A 21,540-nucleotide genomic window follows, 5' to 3' on the forward strand; every position below is an offset into this window, starting at 1 on the left:
GCGTTACTTCTTGGCGCCGTAGCGCTTCTCGAAGCGCGCAACGCGACCACCGGTGTCCATGATCTTCTGCTTGCCCGTGTAGAACGGGTGGCAGGCGGAGCACACCTCGACGCTGATCGCGCCGGACGTGACCGTGGACTTGGTCTCAAAGGTGTTACCGCAGGTGCACGTGACAGTGGTGGCCACGTACTCGGGGTGGATGTCCTTCTTCATGATCTCCCTTAAAGGTGGCGCCGGGTCCTTGCTCGTACTTCGGGGTCGGTGAACCGGCTGGCCAGCGTTCCATTGTGCCAGGTTTGCGGCTGAACCGCTAACCCTCAGCAGGTATAACGAACGGGCATTCCCGGCGGGCGCCGTGCTCCCTGAGTGCCTGGGTGCCGGATTCCGCGCAAAGCCAGCACTGAGGCACTCAAGACGTGGCCCGACGCTGTGGCAAGTTCGGCTGCCCGCGTCACCGCAGCGTCGGAACGTTCCCTGAGTGCCTGAGTGCCGGATTCCGCGCAAAGCCAACACTGAGGCACCCAAGGAGCGCTCGGCAAGTTGCGTCCCCCATCCGCGACGAAATCCGCTTCATCCACAGATCGCCCCTGCGGCCGGGCCACCTACGTGGGTGGGATGGTTCGCTTCCCGCATGCGCCTGCCCATCAATCCCCCGGCCCCACGCGAGACGCTATCCGCGTATCTCGAGCGAACCGCCGCTAGTCTCACCCGGGCGGACGTGCTCAGACACTGGACCCGCGCAGTGCTTGATCGAGCCCTCCACGACGGCAGCGTGATGCGCATCCTGCCAAACGTCTACTGCGCAGCATCGCACAGCAACACCCCCACGACGCTAGGGCAGGCGCTCAATCTGTGGATCCCCAGGGGCCTCGTCACCGGCCCGCTCGCGCTCGCGCTGATTGCTCCCAAATTGCCTGCCCCCGGCCGAGCGCACGTCATCGTTCCCTACGGTCATCATCTCGAATCGCCGTCGTGGGTGCGCCTGCTGCAACGGCCAGCGTTGCGCACCGCGACGGTCGCTCAGTCCGTTCGTTGCGTCTCTGGCGAACGAGCACTCCTCGACGCGTGGGCCCACGCCCCCGCCGGGGCTCGTGTTGACCTGTTGTACCGGGCGCTCTGGGAACGCGCATGCACGTGGAAGCAACTCAAACGGGAACTCGATCGCACGCCGAGAGTTAGTGGGCGCCGGGAGCTCGATGAGCTGCTGGGATGGTTCGAACGCGGCGCTACAAGCCCGCTCGAGGTCAGAGCCCATCGCGATGTCTTCACCGGCCCGCGTTTCGCGGACCTTGAGTGGCAAGCAGACCTCGCCGTGCCGCTAAGGAAACCGGTCGCGGACATCCTGCATCGCAAGGCGAAAGTGGTCGTCGAACTGGATAGTCGAGAGTTCCACGGCGATCGCGAGGGCTACGACCGCGAGCGCGACATCGACCTCGCCGCGGCCGGCTATGTGACTATCCGCCTCACGTGGGACGACATCGTGACACAACCGGAATGGTGCCGAGAGCGGGTACTCGCGGTGATCGCGGCTCGGCTCGCCGCCCTGTGAGTGCCTGAGTGCTGGACTTGTCGCAAAGCCAGCACTCAGGCACTCAGGGAAGCGGCCCGACGCTGGGGCGGCTTGGGAACGCAAGGTCACCACAGCGTCGGGCGGTTCCCGGGTGAACTACGACACGGAGACCGTCGTGTAGTTCTTGTGCTCCGACTCCACCCGGATCTTGACGCCAACCGCGGGCAGCTTCACGCCGTGGTTGGGAAGTTCCGGGTACCAGTACTTCTTGGTGTCGTCGAAGACGGGCGCCGCCTTGGCTCCCGTGATGCGGCTCTTGACCCCGTCAACGTGGAGCGTCAGCGACTCGGGCCCACGCAGGCTGAAGGGAGCGTCGTATACCTGCACGCGCGCCCGCCAGTAGTTGCCGTTGACGTCCTTGACCGGCTTGGGGTGAGCGTCGATGTAGAGGTTCCTACCGCTTCCCGGGTGGTCGAAGGTGTCGTTGTCCTCGTATGACAGATCCCAGTACGAGATCAAGAGGCCTTCCTGATACGAGAAGTGATCCACGAAGTCGGGCTTGGTGCTGGCGTAGCCAAAGAAGTACGGCCCGGTCTTGAGGTACTTGTCGAACGACGTGTACGAACGCGTCGCGGCGATGTAGTAGTTGGGGTACTCCTCTGTGCTGGTGTCGCCAACGGCCGCGAAGCCGTCCGCCGTCCACCCGTTGTCGCCGTCCTCTGCCCCGTCCTGGAGCACGCCATCGATAGCGATGTCGTCGAGGAAGATGCCGTCCACAACCGCGGGGTCGTTGCCCGCAACGGCGCCGTCGGTGGTGTACCGGAAGCGCAACTGCACCGTCTGGCCGGCGAAGGCACTGAGGTCGTAGCTCGCCGCTGTCCAGTCGGCTTGGGTGCCGTCGGTGCCAACCACATCGGGCGCGGACGTGATGCTCCCAACAACCGGAACAAACCCGCTTCCGCTGTCCACCTCGACGAAGAAGTAGTCATACCCTTCCTCGATGTCGTAGCGAGTCTGGAACGTCAACTCCGGATTGCCTGCCGGCAACACCACCTCGCGCGTGAGCGTGCTGTTGAGGTCGTTGCCCGTGCCGCTGTACCACTGGGCATCACCGGTGGCTGGCGACCCAAGGTCAACCGTCACCGACTTGAGCGGCAACCCAACGATGAGCGCCTGCGGCCTGCTGGTGTTGTACTCCGACGGGCCGAGGGTGATCTTGGCCTTGGTGCCCGCATCGACGTACTTGTAGTTGAGCCACCCCAGTTGGAGTTTGTTCCACGCGCCAAGATCACCGCCGCGCTCACCGAGCCCGCCGTCATTCTTCGCGGACAACCTGCTCTGCGCCATGAGGGTCCAGTACTCGTTGTTGTTGTCCCCGCCGTTGGTGACGTTGTAGTCGTCTGGCAGCCCTAGATCGTGTCCGTACTCGTGGTAGAACACGCTGCGCCCACCGTTCTCCGGCTGCATGGTGTAGTCGCCAACCCAGACCCCAGAGGTGCCGATCTGCGTACCACCGAGCGGATTGTTCGCGGGGCCAGCCGCGCCCACCTGGTTCACGTAGGCGTACCAGCGGTGAGACCAGATGGCGTCGTCGCCGTAGATGGGATCGCCGTCAGCTTGGTCGCCACCCGCGTGCACGATCTGGAAGTGATCGATGTACCCGTCCGGCTCGTTGAAGTCGCCGTCGCCGTCGAAGTCATAGCGGTCCCAGACGTCGAACGACTGGAGGTCCGCATTGACCTCCGCCTCGGAGCGTCCCTGATCCAGTTGGTCCTGGTACCAGACGTTCGCCGCATCGCGCACGAGCGCCCACACACTCGTGCAGACGTTGTCGCCGCAAAGGTCGGTTCCGTAACGGCCCTGGGTGTAGTCAACCTTCACCCAGTCGGTCACCTCTCCCTCGACGCTGTACCGGCCAGACGACTCCGTCTCGTAGTACGCGCGCAGCGACTCCGCGTTGTCGTCGAAGTAGAGGTTCTGGAAGTAGCCCTGCGAGTAGTCAGCGCGCCACACGGTGCTGTTGTCCACCTTGCGCTTTGGCTTGGGAATCTCGTTGTGCAGTGGGCCCTCCGTGCGCTGCGCGTTCGCAGCCGGGGCGTACGGAGACGGGGTGTCGCCGAACTCGGCGAGGATCACGAAGATGCGGTCTGTGGTCTCGCGAGACAGCTCCACGTACTGACTGCGGTGCTTGGACTTCGAACTGCCGCGAGCCGCGGCGCCGGCGCTTGACGCGACGGTTTCCGAGCCCACGTTGACCACGGTGCTATCGCCGTTCTGCTCCACCTCGAGGTCGCCACTCAGCACGCCGGTGATGGCGGTCTGGCGTAGCGCGGTGCGCTTGTCCTCGAGCGGGTTTGGCAGGTTGTCAGGAGGTGTCACCTCCGACGATGCGGGAGCCACCGGTGGTGCTCCACTGGCCGTTGGGGCAACGACCAATGCCGCCCCAAACATCGCTACTGCTGTCACTGCAACTGCGGTTCTGCGCACGTTCTACCTCCTTGTAGGTGGAGCGCCGCGGGCGCTACTTGCCCCCGCAACGCGCATGAGGAGAGGGCGCGTCGGCGCCCTCTCCTCAGTCATGTGCTGGTGCCGCTCCCCCGATCAGGGCGAGCGACTCGTCCATACTGCCCAGTTTTTCCGGATTGCGCATTTCGAGAGCGGAATCCCACTTACAGTGGCGGTCCTGCCCGACGCTGAGGCCACGTGGGTGCGGGAGGTTGCCACAGCGTCGGGCAGGAAAAGCAGAAGGGCCGGGCCGCCTTTCGGCGAGCCCGGCCCTGGAGCGAGAGACGTTACTTCTCGTCGAGGTTCGTGTCAGGGGTGGTCTTGGCCACCTGCATGAGGAACTCGGCGTTGGTCTTGTTCTCCTTGAGGCGACCAAGCAGGAGCTCCGCCGCCGCCTGGGTCTCGAGGCCGGTAAGCACGCGGCGCAGCTTCCACGACACCTTGAGCTCCTCGGGGCTGACCAGAATCTCCTCGCGGCGTGTGCCGGACGCGTTGACGTCCACGGCCGGGAAGATGCGGCGATCAGCAAGCTGACGCGAGAGCTTGAGCTCCATATTGCCCGTGCCCTTGAACTCCTCGAAGATGACCTCGTCCATCTTGGAGCCCGTCTCTACCAGGGCAGTTGCGAGGATCGTGAGCGATCCACCGTGCTCGATGTTGCGTGCGGCACCGAAGAACTTCTTGGGCGGGTACAGCGCAGAGCTGTCCACACCACCGGAAAGGATTCGGCCCGACGCTGGAGCGGCAAGGTTGTACGCGCGGCCAAGGCGCGTGATGCCGTCGAGCAGGATAACGACGTCCTGGCCCATCTCCACGAGACGCTTGGCGCGCTCGATCGCGAGCTCGGCAACCATCGTGTGGTCCGCGGCAGGGCGGTCGAAGGTGGAGGCGATGACCTCACCCTTGACGGAGCGCTGGAAGTCGGTGACCTCCTCGGGACGCTCGTCCACCAGCACGATCATGAGGTGAACCTCAGGGTTGTTGGTGGTGATGGCGTTCGCGATGGACTGCATCACAAGCGTCTTACCGGCCTTCGGCGGCGACACGATGAGACCGCGCTGACCCTTACCGATGGGAGCGACGAGGTCGATCACCCGGTTGGTGAGGTTGCGCGAGTCCGTCTCGAGGTGCAGGCGCTGCTGCGGGTAAAGCGGCGTGAGGTCGCCGAACTCAGGGCGAGCCTTGGCTGCCTCCGGGTCCATGCCGTTGACGGTGCTGATGGTGCCAAGCGCAGAGAACTTCTGGCGCTGGCCGCGCTCGCCCGGGCGGGGTGCGCGAGCAGTACCGGTCACGGCGTCGCCGCGGCGCAGGCCGTAGCGCTTGACCTGGTTCATCGAGATGTAGACATCCGACTTTCCGGGCAGGTAACCCGTGGTGCGGATGAACGCGTAGTTGTCGAGCACGTCGACGATGCCGCCAACCGGGGTCAGCTCCTCGTCCTCGCGCACCTCGTCCTCGTCTGGCGAGTCGATCTGCTGGCCACCCTGGGGGCGGTCGTTGTTGCGACCGCGGCCACGGCCGCGTCCGCGACGGCGACGACCGGAGCGGTCGTCGTCATCACCCTGGTTGTCGCCGTTGTTGCGATTGTCGTTGCTGCGGTTGTCGTTATTCTGCCCGCGGTTGGACTGCTCGCCGCGCTGGCGCTGCTGACGCTGGCCATCGCCGGACTGAGTGTCACCGCCAGAGCCGCCCTGGCCGTCGGCCTTGGGAGCCTCAACGCGCACGCCGTCGTTCTGCGCGGCCTCCGTCACCGCGAGCGCGGCGCGGCGAGCGCGGTCGGCCGCGTCCTCCGCCTGAGGCTGCTGGGGAGCTGCGTCCTGCTGAGGAGCGGCGTCCTGCTGCGCGGGCGCGACAGGCTTCTCGACGGGCGCGCCGCCGTTCTGAATTGCTGCCACGAGGTCACTCTTTCGCATCTTGGCAGTGCCAGATACGCCCAGCTCGGAGGCGAGAGCCTGCAACTGGGGAAGCTTCATGGCACTGAGGGCCGCGCTGTTATCCGCGGCGGTAGTGGTGGTGTCTGTCACCTTGGTAATCCCTCCCTCGCACGAGCCCGGGTGGCTCCAGAAGTGCGAGATTGTCCACGTAAATGCGCTTGGCAGAACTCCATCGCCCGCAGGCGCGTGAAACGTGGATTGCTGTCCGACGGGGCGATATGCGCCTTCCGGGGGAAGCGTGTTTAGCGTAGCACCGTGCGCCGTTCGCGAACAAACCGCCGCGCCGTGCGCCAGCCGTTGCTCGGCGCGTGGCGGGGGCCTACGCTCGCAAGTAGAACGGGCATTGGGCCCGTCCTATTCCATTGAGGAGGTGCACCCGTGGGTGCAGGACCTGTAGAGATCGTCACGATCGGGTTCGAGAAGGGGAAGTTCGACGGTTCGATCATCGCCGAACTGTCGAAGGTTGTTGCCGACGGCACAATCACCCTGATCGATGGCGTCTTTGTTCACAAGACCGGAGAGCACTCATTCGAGATCGCCGAACTCTCAGAGGACCCAGACCTCAACGAGCTCGTGGGCATCGCGGCGCGCGTTGACGGCCTGCTCTCAGAGGACGACGTCGACACCGTCGCCGATACCCTCCCCGTGGGTAGTGCCGCCGCCGTGCTCGTGTTCGAGCACACCTGGATCATTCCCGTGCGGGACGCGATTGTCGCCGCTGGTGGCGAGCTACTGGACACCGTGCGGATCCCCGGACCCGCAGTAGACGCACTGCTCGACGAACTCGCCGAGCTTGAGGAAGAGGAGTAGGACATGCCTATTGGACGGATCGGACGCCCGGGGCTCGTAGGCACGATGGCCCGCACCGCGGTGATCGCGGGTACTGCGCAGGCGGTTGGCGGCGCCACGGCACACCGCCAGCAGCAGAAGTGGGCCAATCAGCAGGCCCAGCAGGATCAGGCCGCTTACGAGGCTCAACAGGCCGACTACAACGCTCAGCAGGTGGCGCAGATGCAGCAGCAGATGGCGCAAATGCAGGCCGCTCAGCAACAGCAGCAAGTTGCTGCCGCCCCTGCCGGAGACGACCTCATGACCAAGTTGCAGCAACTTGCGGACCTCAAGGCCCAGGGAATCCTTTCTGACGAGGAGTTTGCAGCCGCGAAGGCGAAGCTGCTCGCGCAATGACCGACGCGTCAGCGCCGCGCACCACCAAGTGGGGCGCGGCGCTGAACAGCGTTGACTACATGCGCGAGGCCGTCTTCTTTGACGGCCCAAGCAAGCGCGCGCAGTACACGCGCTTCTGGTTGCTCCTCACGCTCGCCTCGGCAATCGCTGCCGCTGGAGTTGTCGCGAACTCCACCGCCACGGTCATCGGAGCCATGATCGTGGCGCCCCTCATGCGCCCCATTCAGGGCACCATGCTCGCCGCGGTGCTCGGCGACCGAGCCAACTTGCGCCGCTCCATTCTCACGATGATCGCGGGTGCGTGCGGCTCTATCGCGGTTGGTGTGATCGTGGGCCTGCTCGTGGTTCAGTCGATCACCGCGCAGACAAACGACCAAGTGGCCAGCCGCGTCTCCCCCGGGCTCATTGACCTCTTCGCCGCCCTCGCCACGGGCGTCGTCGGCTCGATCGCCTTGCTGCGCTCCGACATCTCCGACACGCTTCCCGGCGTCGCTATCGCCATCTCGTTGGTGCCGCCGCTGTGCGTGGTTGGCCTCACGCTCGAGTCGGGCGAACCGGGCCAGGCGTTCGGTGCGCTGCTGCTGTTCCTCACCAACGTCGCGGCAATCCTCGGCTCCGGCGCGGTGGTCATGGCGATCTACGGCTTCTCGCGCGTGCGCATCGAAGAGGCCGAAGACAAGGAAGCCGCGCGCAAGCAGCGCGCCACCGCGTACGTCACGATGGCCGCGCTCGTGGCGATCATCGCCGTACCGCTTGCGTACTCCACCGTGCACGCCATCCAGACTCGCTCCGCGCTTGGGCGCATCACGACGTACGTCGAGGAGGCCACGGCCGGCACGGCGTGGGACCTCGTGTCCATCTCGCAACAGGAGAACGACACGTTCCACGTCATCGTCAAGGGCGAGCCGCCCATCCCTGACATCGGCGTGGTCTACGACCGACTCAGTGAGTCAGGGCTTGACCCCAGCAAGGTCACGGTGGAGTTCGTGCCCGCGTACAGCTTTGACTCGACCCACACGGCGGTTCCCGACGCCGTAGCCCACTAGCCGAGCGACCGCCCTCTACTTATGACGGCCAACATACGAAAGTTGTCCGTTTAGGCTGTCGGCGGCGAAGATTGGGAGCCCGCGCGCGATAGGATTTTGAGCATGCTCGACGCACGCGGACAAGAGACCCTCACGGGTTCCGCGCAGTCGGAGATCTTCCAGATTTTGCGTGACGGACAGCCGCGCACCCGTTCGGAACTCGCCGCGCTGACCGGCCTCGCGAGGTCGACCGTCGCGGCGCGCGTCGACGCCCTCTTGCGCGCAAAACTCATCTCACCGATCGCCGATGCTGCCTCCACAGGCGGGCGGCCGTCTCGTCAGTTCACTTTCGACGGGACGCGGCATAGCGTGCTCGGCGTCGACATTGGCGCGACGCACGTGCACATCGCCCTCACCGATCTTCACGGCACGATGCTCGCCGACATCCAGGAGTCCATCCCCGTCGCGGACGGCCCCGAGCGCGTGCTGGGATGGGTCATCGACGAGGCCCGCCGCTTGCTCACCGAACACGGCACCGGCCTTGCGCTCCGCGCAATCGGCGTCGGACTTCCGGGACCCGTAGAACACTCCACAGGGCGCCCAGTCGATCCCCCGATCATGCCGGGATGGGATCGCTTCGACGTGCCGGGCATGCTCTCGCAAGCGCTTGGCGTGGCCACCCTGGTCGACAACGACGTCAACGTGATGGCGCTCGGCGAGCACCACGACTTCTGGCCCGATGTTGAGGACCTCCTCTTCCTCAAGGTCGCCACGGGCATCGGCGCAGGCGTGATCACCGGCGGTCGAGTTCACCGTGGCGCCCAGGGCATCGCGGGGGACATCGGTCACGTCTGGGTACCGGAGGCAGAGGGCGTGCTGTGCCGCTGCGGCTCCATCGGGTGCCTTGAGGCGATCGCGGCCGGTCCAGCGATCGCCGCACGCCTCAACGCGGGTGGAATGGATGTCGCTGGCACGCAGGATGTTGTCGCCGCGGTTCTGCGGGGAGACATCGAAGCCATTCGCGAGGTCCGCGAGGCCGGCAGGGTCATCGGGAGGGTGCTCACCACCTGCGTGAGCCTGATGAACCCCTCGGTGATTGTGCTCGGGGGACCGATTTCGAACGCTGGCGACCACCTGCTCGCCGGCGCCCGCGAGATCATCTATACGCGCTCGGCACCGCTCGCGACCTCAAACCTCCAGATAGTTCGCTCGCGCGGCGGCGACAAGGCCGCGGTCTCCGGCGCCTCGTCGATGGCCATTCAGCACGTGCTGTCCATCGATTCGGTGGAGGCGCTCGTACGCGACGCCGCCTAACCGCTCACCGAGCTGCCCACGCAAGGCCCCTCTCGATCAGCGCGCGCACCGGCGGGTTCTCGAGTGAGTCAACGGTGTGTCCAATTGAGGTCGCAAAAATGCGGCCCTTCCCCCACGTTCGGGTCCACGCGACCGGCATGGTGACAGGCTCCGCCCATTCGTCTCCGTTCCCGGGAACAAGCACACAATCGGCCAGAACCTCGAGCAGCGGGTCGGTGAGCACCCAGTACTGCTCGGTGAGGACGTCAAAGTCACTCATTCCCTCGGTGATTGGGTGAGCCTTTCCCGCTGGCGTGAAGCGCACGGTGTACTCGCGATACGCCTCAACGTCGATCCGGCCGCGGTCTGCCGGGGCGTGTGGGTGCGCAGCGAATTGCGCTCCAACAAGCTGCAGGTAGTCCGTCGACGCGCGGAACGAGTCGATGATCCCGCCGTGCCATCCGGCAAAGCCGGCACCGTTCGCCACCGCCCTGCGAAGACCTGAGATTTCGTCGACCGTTGCGCTGCCCATCGTGAGGCATTGCACGATGAGGTCATAGCGCGCGAGCGTCGCTTCGTCCGAATAAACCTCAGGACTGTCTTCAACGTCCACGAAGAAGCCCGCGTCTTCGAGCGCCGGGATGAAAACCTCCGTGGCGCGCACAGGATCGTGTCCGTCCCAACCGCCACGAACCACCAAGCACAGCTTGCTCATGCACAACCCCTTCGTCATCACGAGTGTGCCCTGATTTTAGTGGGGTTTGCTCGCCTTACGACAGTCCGCCGTGCTGTTCCGCTAGCTCGCGGGAACCGCTCCCTCAACCTCGTCGATCGGCGCGGAGAACTGCGCCTCGTAGAGCCTGGCGTACGCACCCTTGGCCGCAAGCAACTGCGTGTGGTTTCCTTGCTCGACGATCGCACCGTGCTCCATCACCAAGATGACGTCCGCATCTCGGATGGTCGACAGTCGGTGCGCGATCACGAACGCGGTGCGATCCTTGCGCAGGTCTGCCATCGCGCGCTGCACGAGCAACTCGGTGCGGGTGTCCACAGAGCTGGTCGCCTCGTCGAGGATGAGCACGCTTGGCCGGGCAACGAATGCCCTGGCGATCGTGATGAGCTGGCGTTCTCCCGCGGAGATGTTGCTCGCATCGTCGTCGATGACCGTGTCATAGCCCTCGGGAAGCGAGTGCACAAAGCGATCCACGTAGGCAGCCTTCGCGGCGTCGAGAATCTCCTCTTCCGTGGCGTCGATGCGGCCGTAGGCGATGTTCTCGCGGATGGTTCCGCCGAACAGCCACGCGTCCTGGAGCACCATGCCCGTGCGCTCGCGCAGGTCTGCGCGTTCCATGTGCGCGATGTCCACGCCATCGAGAGTGATGCGCCCACCATCGAGCTCGTAGAACCGCATGATGAGGTTCACGAGCGTGGTCTTGCCAGCACCCGTGGGCCCAACGATCGCGACCGTCCTGCCAGGCTCCACGGTGAGCGAGAGGCCCTCGATGAGCGGCTTGTCCTCCGAATAGGAGAACTCAACGTTCTCGAAGACCAACCTGCCGTGACCGTCCTGAGGTGAGGGAGCGTCGGGCAGATCCGGCGACTCATCGGGAGAGTCGAGGAGGTCAAAGACGCGCTCCGCGCTCGCCACACCCGACTGCAGCAGGTTCGCCATGGACCCCAACTGGGACAGCGGCTGCTGGAACTGGCGCGAGTACTGAATGAACGCCTGCACGTCACCGAGGGGAAGTGAGCCATTGGCCACCATGATGCCGCCCACCACGGCCACGCCAACGTAGACGAGGTTTCCCACGAACATCGTCGCGGGCATGATGATGCCGCTCACGAACTGCGCCCCAAAACTGGCCTTGTAGAGCCTCTCGTTGGTGTCATCGAACTCGGCCTGCGAGCGCTGCTGGCGACCAAAGACCTTGACGAGAGCGTGACCCGTGAAGTCCTCTTCGATCTGGCCGTTGAGCTCACCTGTCCTCCCCCATTGCTCCACGAACATCACCTGGGAGCGCTTGGCCACCACGGTGACGATCACGAGCGTAAGCGGGATGGACACCACGGCGATGAGCGCAAGCCATGGCGAGATGACGATCATCATCACGAGCACGCCGATGACCATAAGGATTGACGTGAACAACTGGCTGAGCGTCTGCTGGAGCGTCTGAGAGACATTGTCGATGTCGTTGGTGACGCGTGAGAGGAGCTCGCCGCGCGGGTGCTTGTCAAAGTAGCTGAGCGGCAAACGGTGAATCTTGTCCTCCACTTGCGCGCGCAAACGCAGCACGGTGCGCTGCGTGACGCCGTTGAGGATCCAGCCTTGCGCAAGCGACAACAGCGACGACGCCACGTAGATGACGATCACCCACCCCAAGATTCGGTGCAGGTGCCCAAAGTCGATGCCCGTGCCAGACATCAGGCCCTCGAAGATGATCGTGGTGGCATTGCCGAGCACCTTGGGGCCGATCACCGCGAGTGCCACGGATGCCGCGCCAAGCGCGATCACGCCGTAGACCAGCCACTTCTCTGGCTTGAGCAACCCCGCGAGGCGCTTTGACGAGCCCTTGAAGTTCATCGCCTTCTCTGCGGGAAGGCTCGCGCCTCCGAATGGCCCCATGCCGCCTGGGCGCGCGCGACGCTTGGTCTCTGCGTCTACCCGACGCTCGGTTGGCTCTGCCTGTGGAGAGGATGCCGCGCTCATGCCGCCTCCTCCGCTCGTAGCTGGGTACTGACGATCTCCTTGTAGGTGTCGCTGGACTCGAGCAGCTCGGCGTGAGTTCCGCGGGCGACGACAACGCCGTCCTCGAGCACGAGGATTTGGTCGGCATTCATGATGGACGAGACCCGCTGCGCAACCACCACCACGGTGGCGTCGGCGGCGGCCTTCGCGAGCGCCGCGCGCAGGCGCGCGTCCGTTGCCGTGTCGAGCGCGGAGAACGAGTCGTCGAACACCAAGACGGGGGGTTTGCGCACCAGGGCGCGGGCGATGGACAGCCGCTGGCGCTGGCCGCCGGAGACCGTGGTTCCGCCTTGCGCAACGGCCGTCTCCAGCTGCTCGGGCATGGCCTCCACGAAGTCCCGGCCTTGGGCCACCTCAAGCGCCGCCCACAGGTCTTCGTCGGTGGCGTCTGGGGCTCCGTAGCGAAGGGTGGAGGCGACGGTGCCGCTGAAGAGGTACGGGCGCTGCGGTACGAGGCCTATCTGCGACCACACGGTTTCGAGGTCCAGCTCGCGAACATCCACGCCGCCAAGCAGCACTTGCCCCCCGGTCGCGTCATAGAGGCGCGGGATGAGGTTCACGAGCGTCGTCTTGCCGGCGCCAGTGGAGCCGATGATCGCCGTCGTGGTACCGGGGGTGGCCGTGAAGCTCACGTTGGACAGCACCGGGTGCTCGGCGCCAGGGTACGAGAAGGTGACGTCGCGGAACTCAAGCGAGCCAGCGTCGGGCATATCAGTGAGCGCAGACGCGGGGTTCCTGACCGCGGTGTCCGTGCCAAGCACCTCGCCGATGCGATCCGCGGCCACCGCGGCGCGCGGGATCATCACGAACAGGAAGGTGGCCATCATCACGGACATCAGGATCTGGATGAGGTACGTGAGGAATGCGGTCAGCGCGCCCACCTGCATCTCGCCCGACTCCACGCGGGGGGCGCCAAACCACAGCACCGCGACCGAGCCGAGGTTCATTATCAGCATCACGACGGGGAACATCGCGGCCATGTACATGCCGGCCTTGTAGGCGGACTCGGTGACGTCCTCATTGGCTTTGGCGAAGCGCGCGGTCTCTTGCGGCTCGCGCACGAAGGCGCGCACCACGCGGATTCCCGTGAGCTGTTCGCGCAGCACGCGGTTGATGACGTCGATGCGCACCTGCATGCGGCGGAAGTGGGGAACCATGCGGTTCACGATGAATGCCACAAAGATCAGCAGCAGCGGGATCGCCACCACCATGATCCACGACAGTGCAACATCTTGCTGGAGCGCCATGATGATGCCGCCGATCGCCATGAAAGGGGCAGATACCAGCAGCGTTGCAGTCATGAGCACCAACATCTGCACCTGCTGGACGTCATTGGTGGAACGCGTGATGAGGCTCGGGGCGCCGAATCGCTGCACGTCAGACTCAGCGAAGGTCATCACGCGGCTCATTAGCTTGCCGCGCAGGTCACGACCTACTCGCATCGCGAGCTTCGCGCCGAAGTAGACAGCGACGATTGCACAGATTACTTGCCCGAAGCTCAGGGCAAGCATGACTCCGCCTGTCTTCCAGATGTAGGCGATGTCTCCGGTGGCGACGCCGTTGTCGATGATGTCGGCGTTGAGCGTGGGTAGGAAGAGGTTCGCGATGGATTGGGCCAACTGGAAGACGATGACACCTGCCAACAGCCTCCAATAGGGGCGCACGGACTCGACGAGCAGACTCCAGAGCATGACTTAGGCCTTTCCAATGCCGTTGACAATGAGGTGCGCGAGCACTTCGGTGGTGACCGTTGGGGCTCCCGCGAAGGGCACGACCGTGGAGCCGAACACGGCCGCACGAATGAGGCTTATCGCCTCCTCAGGCGAGACTCCCAGTTGCGACTCGTGGCGTCGCAACACAGAGACGGCGACCGAGTTGGCGAGATCGCCGTCGGAGCGCGGAGGGTGGGCCGGGTGCTTGCGCATCCCGACCGCCTGCATGATCCCCATGACGCCCGCGATGCGCTCGCGGAGAATGTCGATCATCGCCACCACGGTGGCCTCGAGGTCGAGGCTGTGGTCGATCTCCGCAAGGCGGTGGAGGGTGGGAGTGGGATCCATGAAGCGCGCGACTGCGGCGTCCACGATCGCGTCTTTGTCCTCGAAGACCCTGAAGATCGTTCCCTCTGCGATGCCGGCAGCATCCGCGATCTGCCGAGTCGTGACGTCGGCGCCACTCGTCATGAAGAGCGGCACGGCGGCGTCGAGGATCGACTCTCGCCGCTCTTGCGCAGAGAGCGGCTTCGCGCGAACGGTCCGAGTGGCCACCATCGAACCTTAAGTGAGTGAGTGCTCACTCCGCAACCGGAGAACCTCCACTTCCACTCACATCCTGTCCGCATACACGTGCCTCTACGCTGGGCACCTGGCAGGCGACATCCTCGAGATTCCCCTCGCGATCGACGTGGTCGCGGTGTTCGTCGGTGCGCTCGGCGGCGCCGTGCGAGCAGGCGAGGACGAGCACGTCGACGTCGTAGGTGTCCTGACACTTGCGACCGTGACGGGCTTCGGCGGCGGCATGATCCGCGACGTCCTGCTGGGCGACCTTCCTCCGGCCGTGCTGCGAAATTCCTGGTATATCGCCGCTGCGGTGATCGCTGCGGCATTCGGCGCGTTCTTCCTCTACTACGTGCGCAAGCTCCGGAGGGTGCTGTGGGTCTTGGACGCGCTGTCCATCGGACTATTCGCGTGCGTAGGCGCCAACGCGGCACTCCTCTCTGGGCTCCCGAGCCGTTCCGCCGTCCTCATCGGCACTGTCGCGTCCGTAGGCGGGCCGATTCTTACGGACCTGTTTCAGGGGGGCCGTCCTCGATCATGTACGTCGGCCCGCCGAACGCGGCCGCCGGATTGTGCGGCGCGCTCGCCTACGCGCTCATCTACGACGGCTCGCATGCGCTCGTGACGGCCGGCGTTGCGATCGCAATAACCTTCGCGGTCAGGCTCGCCGGGCCTGTACTGCACCTGCAGGTTCCGCAACCGCGCAGGCGCGCGCACTAACTCGAGCAGAAAGCCAGAACGTGCGCCACCAAGCGAAGGCCAAACTAGGCCCGCACCTACTCGCTTGAGCTGAACGCGGAGTCAAACGCAGCGTCGGGCGCATCAAAGGCGAGCCGCCGCACAAAGTCAAGAGCCTCCGGGGCGCCGAGCAGGCGATCCATTCCAGCGTCCTCCCACTCCACAGAGATTGGCCCCGTGTACCCAATGTGGTTGAGCATGCGGAACGCGTCCTCCCACGCCACGTCGCCGTGTCCCGTAGAGATGAAATCCCACCCACGGCGCGGATCCGCCCAAGCGAGGTGCGAACCGAGCCTGCCATTGCGACCGTTGACCATGCGCTTGCGGGTGTCCTTGCAGTCGACGTGATAAACGCGATCGCGGAAGTCCCACAGGAAGCCAACGGGATCGAGGTCCTGCCACACCATGTGACTCGGGTCCCAGTTGAGGCCGAACGCCTCTCGGTGACCGATCGCCTCGAGGGTGCGGACGGTGGTCCAGTAGTCATAAGCGATCTCGCTCGGGTGCACCTCGTGCGCGAATCGAACCCCCACCTCGTCATACACGTCGAGGATCGGGTTCCAGCGATCGGCGAAGTCCTGGTAGCCGGCGTCGATCGCCTCTTGGCTCACCGGCGGGAACATCGCGACGTACTTCCAGATGCTCGAACCCGTGAATCCAATCACCGTGTCCACACCAAGTTTCCGCGCAAGCCGCGCGGTGTGCTTCATCTCCTCTGCGGCGCGTTCGCGCACCCCCTCCGCGTCGCCATCGCCCCACACCCGCGAGCCGACGATGTCCTGATGGCGGTGGTCAATGGGGTCGTCACAGACCGCCTGGCCCTTGAGGTGGTTAGAGATTGCAAAGACCTTGAGGTTGTACTTGTCGAGCAGTTCAAGCTTGCTCTCGACGTACCCGTCCTCGTCGTGCCGCCACGGATCCAGGTGGTCGCCCCAGCAGGCGAGCTCAAGCCCGTCATAGCCCCAGCCCGACGCTAGGCGAGCCACTTCCTCAAGCGGCAAGTCCGCCCATTGGCCAGTAAAGAGGGTGATTGGTCGCGCCATTGCGATAGTCCTTTCGTTCGCCTGTCAGTCGGTGCTTGTCCAAGCGCTGCCGGCACCGGCACTGCGCTCAACGGCGTCGAGTACGCGCTGCACCTGGTAGCCGTCCTCGAACGATGGCGTTGGGTCGGTACTGCTTGCTACCGCCTCAACAAAATCCTTCACCTGGTGAGAGAACGCGTGCTCGTACCCAAGCATGTGCCCAGCGGGCCACCAGGCCTTGACGTACGGGTGGTCCGCCTCGGTCACGAAGATGCGCTTGAAGCCCTGTTCTGTGCCAGGCGCGGTGGCGTCGTAGTACTGCAACGCGTTCATGTCTTCTAGGTCGAAGAGAATCGCGCCCTTGTCGCCCGCGATTTCAATGCGCAGTGCGTTCTTACGGCCGGTGGCAAAGCGGCTGGCCTCGAAGAGGCCCGCCTGACCGCCCTCAAACTGGGCGTTAAATGCCGCGTAGTCGTCAACGGTCACCGGGCCGCGCTCTGTGCCCGCCGAACCGGACAGACCGTGGCCCTCCCCCAGCACGGGGCGTTCGGTGACGAAGGTGCGCATCACGCCGGAGACATCGGTGATGCGCTGTCCCGTGATGAATTGGGCGAGGTCGATAGCGTGAGCTCCGATGTCGCCGAGCGCACCGGAACCCGCCTTGGACTTGTCGAGCCGCCACGTGAGCGGCGCCTCAGGATCCGCGAGCCAATCCTGCAGGTATTGGCCGCGCACCTGGCGAATCGTGCCAACGGCGCCGCGCTCAACGAGCTGCTTCGCAAAGGTGGCGGCAGGGACTCTGCGATAGGTGAATCCCACCATTGAGCGGATCCCACCGGCCGACGCTGTGGTTGCGGCCTGCGCCATCCTCCGGGCCTCTTCGGCCGTGTTGGCAAGAGGCTTCTCGCAAATGACGTGTTTGCCTGCCTCGAGGGCCGCGATGGCCATCTCGCAGTGAGTGTCGCCCGGCGTCACGATGTCGACGATGTCGATGTCGTCGCGGGCTATCGTGGCCGCGAAGTCCTCGCTGGCCTCTTCCCAGCCCCAAGCGTCGGCCAGATGCTTGTTCTTGGCCGCATCGCGGCCAACCAGAACGGCCATGGTGGGGTTTGCTGGAAGGCCAAAGAACCGCGGGGCCACCCTCCAGCCCTGCGAGTGGGCGGCGCCCATGAATCCATTGCCGATCATCGCAACTTTGAGTGGCGCAGGCATGGTGCTGTCTCCTTACATCGGTGCTGAGAGGGGTGAGTTGGGGCGGCCCCGCCCACCGGAGGGCGCGGCCGCCGCAGTCCCCTCCTAGGACTCGAAGCCGATCGGCAGGTACTCGTCGACGTTGTCCTTGGTCACCACAGGCGCGTCAAGCACGATGCGGTGGGGCACACCCGGAGAAGCCAGGTCAGCCATGCTCTTGTTCTGCACCAAGAGCCTTGCCAGAGCGATGCCGTCCGCGGCCTGCGTGGACGGGTAGATGACGGTGGCCTCAAGAACGGTGTCTCCCGCCTTGATGGCGTTCATCGCGTTGAGCGAGCCTGCGCCGCCCACCATGAAGAACTCGTCGCGGCCAGCCTCGTCGATGGCGGCGAGTACGCCGACACCCTGGTCGTCATCGTGGTTCCAGATCGCGTCGATCTTGGGGTTCGCGGAGAGCAGCTGCTCCGTGACCTGCTGACCACCGGCGATGGTGAAGTCCGCGGCAACGCGGGCGTCCACGTTGAGGCCGCACTCGGCGAGAGCGTCGCTGAAGCCCTTGCTGCGATCCTGCGTGAGGGGCAGGGAGTCAATGCCCGCGATCTCCGCGACCACAGCATCGGGGTTGTCGCCGAGCTTGCCGCAGATGTACTTGCCTGCACTCTTGCCCATGCCGTAGTTGTCACCAAGGATGGTCACGCGAGCGGCATCGTCTGACGAGAACTCGCGGTCAACGTTGATGACGGGGATGCCCGCGTTCATGGCGTTGATTGCCGCCTCGGTGAGAGCGGCACCGTCGGTGGGCAGCAGCACGATGGCGTCGACGCCGTCGTTGACGAACTGCTCAACCTGGCTGATCTGCAGCGCGGCGTCGTTGGTGCCCTCCGCGATCTTCAGGTCCACGTCAGGGAAGCTGTCGCCCATTTCCTTGGCCGCAGAGTTGATGGCACCCAGCCAGCCGTGGTCTGCGGCAGGGCCGGAGAAGCCGATGACGACCGTGTCGCCTGCTGCGTTGTTGTCTCCGGGGGCGGCCGAGTTGTTGCCCGTGCCCGGCTCGTCACTGTCATTGCTGCACCCTGCGAGCAGGGAGACCGCGGCGATCGCGGTGACTGCGGCAACGCCAAACTTCTTGCGCCTCGAGAGGTTCGAGTACATGAGTTCCTCCTCAATAAATCACTGTCGTCTTTGCCAGCAATCCGAGGCCACCTAGGGAAGAGCCGCTTGGGGGATCTTGGGCCCATGATGTCCGCACTGACACGGCCAACGTAGCAGAACTCGTCGGGGTCTGCGCAACTTATGTATGCTGCTCGTCATAACGATTTCGCAACGAACGAAGCGCTCAGTCAACGTGGATTGGCGCCGAATCGCGGTGATTTGCAGGCGATATGCGGGATCGTGGCGATTCTGGCCGTCAAAAGGTCAGTGTGTTATGTTGTGCCTGTGATCGAAGACGACCACCCCGCGTCATTACTTGAGGTGCGGGGCCTCACCAAGTCCTTCGGCCCCGCGCGTGCGCTGATTGGGGTCGACCTCGACGTTGTCGCTGGCGAAGTGCATTGCGTACTTGGCCAGAACGGCGCCGGCAAGTCCACCCTCATCAAGACGCTCTCTGGCGCCCACCAACCCGACGGCGGTGAGATCCGTTGGAACGGCGAGGCCGTCACCATCGCGAACCCCGTTGCGGCCCTCGAGCTTGGCATCGCGACCATGTATCAGGAACTCGATGTGGTGGATGGCCTGACAATCGCCGAGAACATCTACCTGGGCCACGAGATAGCGCGCGGCGGCGTTCTCAACCGCCGCGGCACCCACAAGGCAACTCGGGACCTCATGGCCCGCCTTGGCCACCCAGACCTCAGCCCCAATCGCGAGGTGGGTAGCCTCTCCCCCGCCAACAAGCAGATCGTGTCGATGGCGCGCGCGCTGAGCCACGACATCAAGCTCATGATCATGGACGAGCCAAGCGCGGTGCTCGATTCCGAAGAAGTCAACAACCTCTTCCGCATCGTCAACGAGCTCACGGATCAGGGCATCGCGGTCATCTACATCTCCCACCGGCTGGAAGAGATTGAGCGCATCGGCGATCGCATCACCGTACTGAAGGACGGCGGGAGCCCGGCCTCCAACCTCTTGGTCTCGCAGACTCCAACGCGAGAGCTCATCGCCCTGATGACGGGCCGCACCATCGAGCAGGTGTTCCCCGCTCGCGTTGGTGTTGCTGCGGACGCTCCCGCGTTGCTGGAGGTCTCAGGGCTGTCGCTCAAGGGCAGCTTCGAAGACGTGAACCTCTCCGTGCGCGCGGGCGAAATCGTGGGACTCGCGGGACTTGTCGGGTCCGGCCGTTCCGAGATCCTCGAGACCATTGCCGGGCACCGCAAGGCGAGCGCGGGAACGGTGCGCGTCGAGGGCAAAGAGATGAGCCCCGGATCCGTAGAGGACGCCGTTGCCGCAGGAATGGGGCTGTCGCCAGAGGAGCGCAAGAGCCAAGGGCTGCTTCTCGAGGAGCCGATCTTCAAGAACGCGACCCTGTCAACGTTCGCACGCTTTGCACGAGGTGGGCTGCTCAACGAGGCAGCGGAGCGCAAGGCAACGGCACAACAAATGGCCGCACTCCACTTGCGCCCCGCTGAGCCGGACCGCGTCACCCGCACGCTGTCCGGCGGCAATCAGCAGAAGGTGATGCTGGCCCGCTGGCTGATTCACGGAACGCGCGTGCTGCTGCTCGACGAACCCACCCGCGGCGTGGACGTTGGCGCGCGCGTAGAGATCTACGGACTCATCCGCGAACTCGCCGCCCAGGGCACCGCGATCCTCGTGGTGTCGAGCGAAATTGATGAAGTGATTGGCCTTGCCGACCGTGTGGTGGTGGTGGCCGACGGCCGGGTGCTCGACGAGCGCCCCGCCGAGCAGATCGACGAGCACGGCGTGCTCGACCTTGTGATGAAAGGAAGTGCCGCGTGAGCGAGCAGAGCACCACTCCCGGCGCGGAGTCCACCGCCGTTGTTGAAACCCCTGCAGAAAAGAAGGCGTCGCGACGGCCTTCAGTTGGCCGCAACATCGGCCTCGTGATCGCGCTTCTCGTGCTCGTCGTCGTGGGGTGGGTGACGGCCGAAGAGAACTTCATGAGCATCGACAACTTCCTGGTGATCCTGCGCCTGGCGTCGGTGATCGGTGTGGTAGCTATCGGCATGACGTTCGTCATCACGGCAGGCGGCATCGACCTGTCCGTGGGATCCGTGCTCGGCCTGTCCTCCGTGGTGGCGACGATCGGCGCGATCCAAACCGCAGCGTCGGGCTTCTGGCCGTTGATGGTGTTCGTAGCGATCGCCACCGGTGTGGTGGCGGGCCTCACGAATGGCCTCATCATCGCGTACGGAAAAGTGGTGGCCTTCATGGCGACGCTTGCGATGCTCGTGGCCGCTCGTGGTGCCGCGGAGCTCATCTCTCAGCGGCAGACGCAGGTGGTCAACAACCAGGGCTTCCTCAAGTTCTTCCGAGGCGAGCTGCTGGGCATCTCGTGGGTCATTTGGATCTTCGCGATCGTTGCGATTGCCGGCTGGTTCTTGCTCAACCGCACCACGTTTGGGCGGCGCACGGTGGCGATCGGCGGCAACGCGACGGCCGCGCGGCTCGCGGGCGTGAACGTCAAGCGCCACACCATGTACCTCTACATGCTGTCCGGGGGCGCGGCGGGAATCGCGGCGACGATGCTGCTGTCGCGCACCACGGCCGGCACGTCGACGCACGGTCAGCTGTACGAACTCGACGCGATCGCGGCCGTCGTTGTTGGTGGCACGCTGCTCATTGGCGGACGCGGGACCATCGGCGGCACCGTCCTTGGTGTGCTGCTGTTCGCGACCCTGACGAACGTGTTCACTCAGAACAACCTGTCCACGTCGGTGCAGTTGGTGGCCAAGGGCATCATCATCGTCGTGGCGGTGATGCTGCAGCAGCGGTTCGCGAACCGCGAGGGCACGTCGAGTCCATAGGTGCCGGCCGGGGGCTCCCGGCGGCGGCCCTGACGCCGGGCGCTCCGCCCCACCGCCCCTGACGCCGGGCGCCCCACGCGGCGGCCCTCCGAATGGGTCGTGAGTCCGGCTATGGGCACGAATAGCCGG

General features: G+C 64.9%; 18 protein-coding genes. 8 read left to right on the plus strand and 10 right to left on the minus strand.

Annotated elements, in window-relative coordinates:
• Positions 1–3: 3 nt before the first annotated feature.
• Complete coding sequence (rpmE, locus tag QM618_RS07695) at positions 4–213, minus strand: 50S ribosomal protein L31 (protein ID WP_428096401.1); 210 nt, start codon at positions 211–213, stop codon at positions 4–6.
• A gap of 529 nt (positions 214–742) precedes the next feature.
• On the opposite strand from rpmE, the gene QM618_RS07700 reads away from it, so the two are divergent.
• On the plus strand, positions 743–1,549 hold the full coding sequence (locus QM618_RS07700) for an endonuclease domain-containing protein (RefSeq protein ID WP_428096404.1): 807 nt from the start codon (positions 743–745) through the stop codon (positions 1,547–1,549).
• Between the two features lie 117 nt (positions 1,550–1,666).
• On the opposite strand, the gene QM618_RS07705 is transcribed toward QM618_RS07700, so the two are convergent.
• Together QM618_RS07705 and rho are read right to left on the minus strand one after the other, a co-directional pair.
• Positions 1,667–3,997, minus strand: a complete 2,331-nt coding sequence (locus QM618_RS07705; protein WP_428096409.1) for an immune inhibitor A domain-containing protein — start codon at positions 3,995–3,997, stop codon at positions 1,667–1,669.
• A 305-nt stretch (positions 3,998–4,302) separates the two neighbouring features.
• The gene (gene rho, locus QM618_RS07710) at positions 4,303–6,039 is read right to left on the minus strand and encodes a transcription termination factor Rho (protein ID WP_428096412.1); all 1,737 of its coding nucleotides are present in this window, start codon (positions 6,037–6,039) and stop codon (positions 4,303–4,305) included.
• A gap of 288 nt (positions 6,040–6,327) precedes the next feature.
• Here rho and QM618_RS07715 point away from each other — a divergent pair, with 288 nt between their 5' ends.
• The 4 genes from QM618_RS07715 to QM618_RS07730 all read left to right on the plus strand — a co-directional run bounded on the left by QM618_RS07715 (position 6,328) and on the right by QM618_RS07730 (position 9,473).
• Positions 6,328–6,759 carry a DUF6325 family protein gene (locus QM618_RS07715; protein ID WP_428096416.1) on the plus strand — a complete coding sequence of 144 codons (432 nt, stop codon included), beginning with the start codon at positions 6,328–6,330 and terminating at the stop codon, positions 6,757–6,759.
• A 3-nt stretch (positions 6,760–6,762) separates the two neighbouring features.
• On the plus strand, positions 6,763–7,134 hold the full coding sequence (locus QM618_RS07720; protein ID WP_428096419.1) for an SHOCT domain-containing protein: 372 nt from the start codon (positions 6,763–6,765) through the stop codon (positions 7,132–7,134).
• Positions 7,131–8,180: a TIGR00341 family protein gene (locus tag QM618_RS07725; RefSeq protein WP_428096423.1), complete on the plus strand. Its 1,050-nt coding sequence runs from the start codon at positions 7,131–7,133 to the stop codon at positions 8,178–8,180. Before QM618_RS07720 ends, QM618_RS07725 begins: the two co-directional genes overlap by 4 nt.
• Before the next feature lie 102 nt (positions 8,181–8,282).
• On the plus strand, positions 8,283–9,473 hold the full coding sequence (locus tag QM618_RS07730) for an ROK family protein (protein WP_428096426.1): 1,191 nt from the start codon (positions 8,283–8,285) through the stop codon (positions 9,471–9,473).
• A gap of 4 nt (positions 9,474–9,477) precedes the next feature.
• Here QM618_RS07730 and QM618_RS07735 read toward each other — a convergent pair whose 3' ends face one another.
• The 4 genes from QM618_RS07735 to QM618_RS07750 all read right to left on the minus strand — a co-directional run bounded on the left by QM618_RS07735 (position 9,478) and on the right by QM618_RS07750 (position 14,468).
• A complete protein-coding gene (locus QM618_RS07735) occupies positions 9,478–10,167 on the minus strand; it encodes a ThuA domain-containing protein (RefSeq protein ID WP_428096429.1) in 690 nt (229 codons plus the stop codon).
• Positions 10,168–10,248: 81 nt separating this feature from the next.
• The gene (locus tag QM618_RS07740) at positions 10,249–12,159 is read right to left on the minus strand and encodes an ABC transporter ATP-binding protein (RefSeq protein WP_428096433.1); all 1,911 of its coding nucleotides are present in this window, start codon (positions 12,157–12,159) and stop codon (positions 10,249–10,251) included.
• Positions 12,156–13,889, minus strand: coding sequence for an ABC transporter ATP-binding protein (locus tag QM618_RS07745; RefSeq protein ID WP_428096436.1), 1,734 nt, complete (start codon positions 13,887–13,889; stop codon positions 12,156–12,158). Before QM618_RS07745 ends, QM618_RS07740 begins: the two co-directional genes overlap by 4 nt.
• 3 nt (positions 13,890–13,892) lie before the next feature.
• Positions 13,893–14,468, minus strand: a complete 576-nt coding sequence (locus QM618_RS07750; protein WP_428096439.1) for a TetR/AcrR family transcriptional regulator — start codon at positions 14,466–14,468, stop codon at positions 13,893–13,895.
• Between the two features lie 10 nt (positions 14,469–14,478).
• On the opposite strand from QM618_RS07750, the gene QM618_RS07755 reads away from it, so the two are divergent.
• A complete protein-coding gene (locus QM618_RS07755; protein ID WP_428096444.1) occupies positions 14,479–15,099 on the plus strand; it encodes a trimeric intracellular cation channel family protein in 621 nt (206 codons plus the stop codon).
• Positions 15,100–15,250: 151 nt separating this feature from the next.
• On the opposite strand, the gene QM618_RS07760 is transcribed toward QM618_RS07755, so the two are convergent.
• The 3 genes from QM618_RS07760 to QM618_RS07770 all read right to left on the minus strand — a co-directional run bounded on the left by QM618_RS07760 (position 15,251) and on the right by QM618_RS07770 (position 18,577).
• Positions 15,251–16,255 (minus strand): sugar phosphate isomerase/epimerase family protein, encoded by a 1,005-nt coding sequence (locus tag QM618_RS07760; RefSeq protein WP_428096447.1) that lies wholly within the window; start codon positions 16,253–16,255, stop codon positions 15,251–15,253.
• A 24-nt stretch (positions 16,256–16,279) separates the two neighbouring features.
• Positions 16,280–17,446, minus strand: coding sequence for a Gfo/Idh/MocA family protein (locus tag QM618_RS07765; protein WP_428096450.1), 1,167 nt, complete (start codon positions 17,444–17,446; stop codon positions 16,280–16,282).
• 84 nt (positions 17,447–17,530) lie between these two features.
• Positions 17,531–18,577, minus strand: a complete 1,047-nt coding sequence (locus tag QM618_RS07770; RefSeq protein WP_428096455.1) for a substrate-binding domain-containing protein — start codon at positions 18,575–18,577, stop codon at positions 17,531–17,533.
• 285 nt (positions 18,578–18,862) lie between these two features.
• On the opposite strand from QM618_RS07770, the gene QM618_RS07775 reads away from it, so the two are divergent.
• Complete coding sequence (locus QM618_RS07775; RefSeq protein ID WP_428096459.1) at positions 18,863–20,383, plus strand: sugar ABC transporter ATP-binding protein; 1,521 nt, start codon at positions 18,863–18,865, stop codon at positions 20,381–20,383.
• Positions 20,380–21,411: an ABC transporter permease gene (locus QM618_RS07780; RefSeq protein WP_428096462.1), complete on the plus strand. Its 1,032-nt coding sequence runs from the start codon at positions 20,380–20,382 to the stop codon at positions 21,409–21,411. The genes QM618_RS07775 and QM618_RS07780 overlap by 4 nt, the downstream gene beginning before the upstream one ends.
• Positions 21,412–21,540: the final 129 nt, after the last annotated feature.

Source organism: Demequina sp., assembly GCF_049841215.1.
In the GTDB taxonomy this organism is placed as follows: Bacteria; Actinomycetota; Actinomycetes; order Actinomycetales; family Demequinaceae; genus Demequina.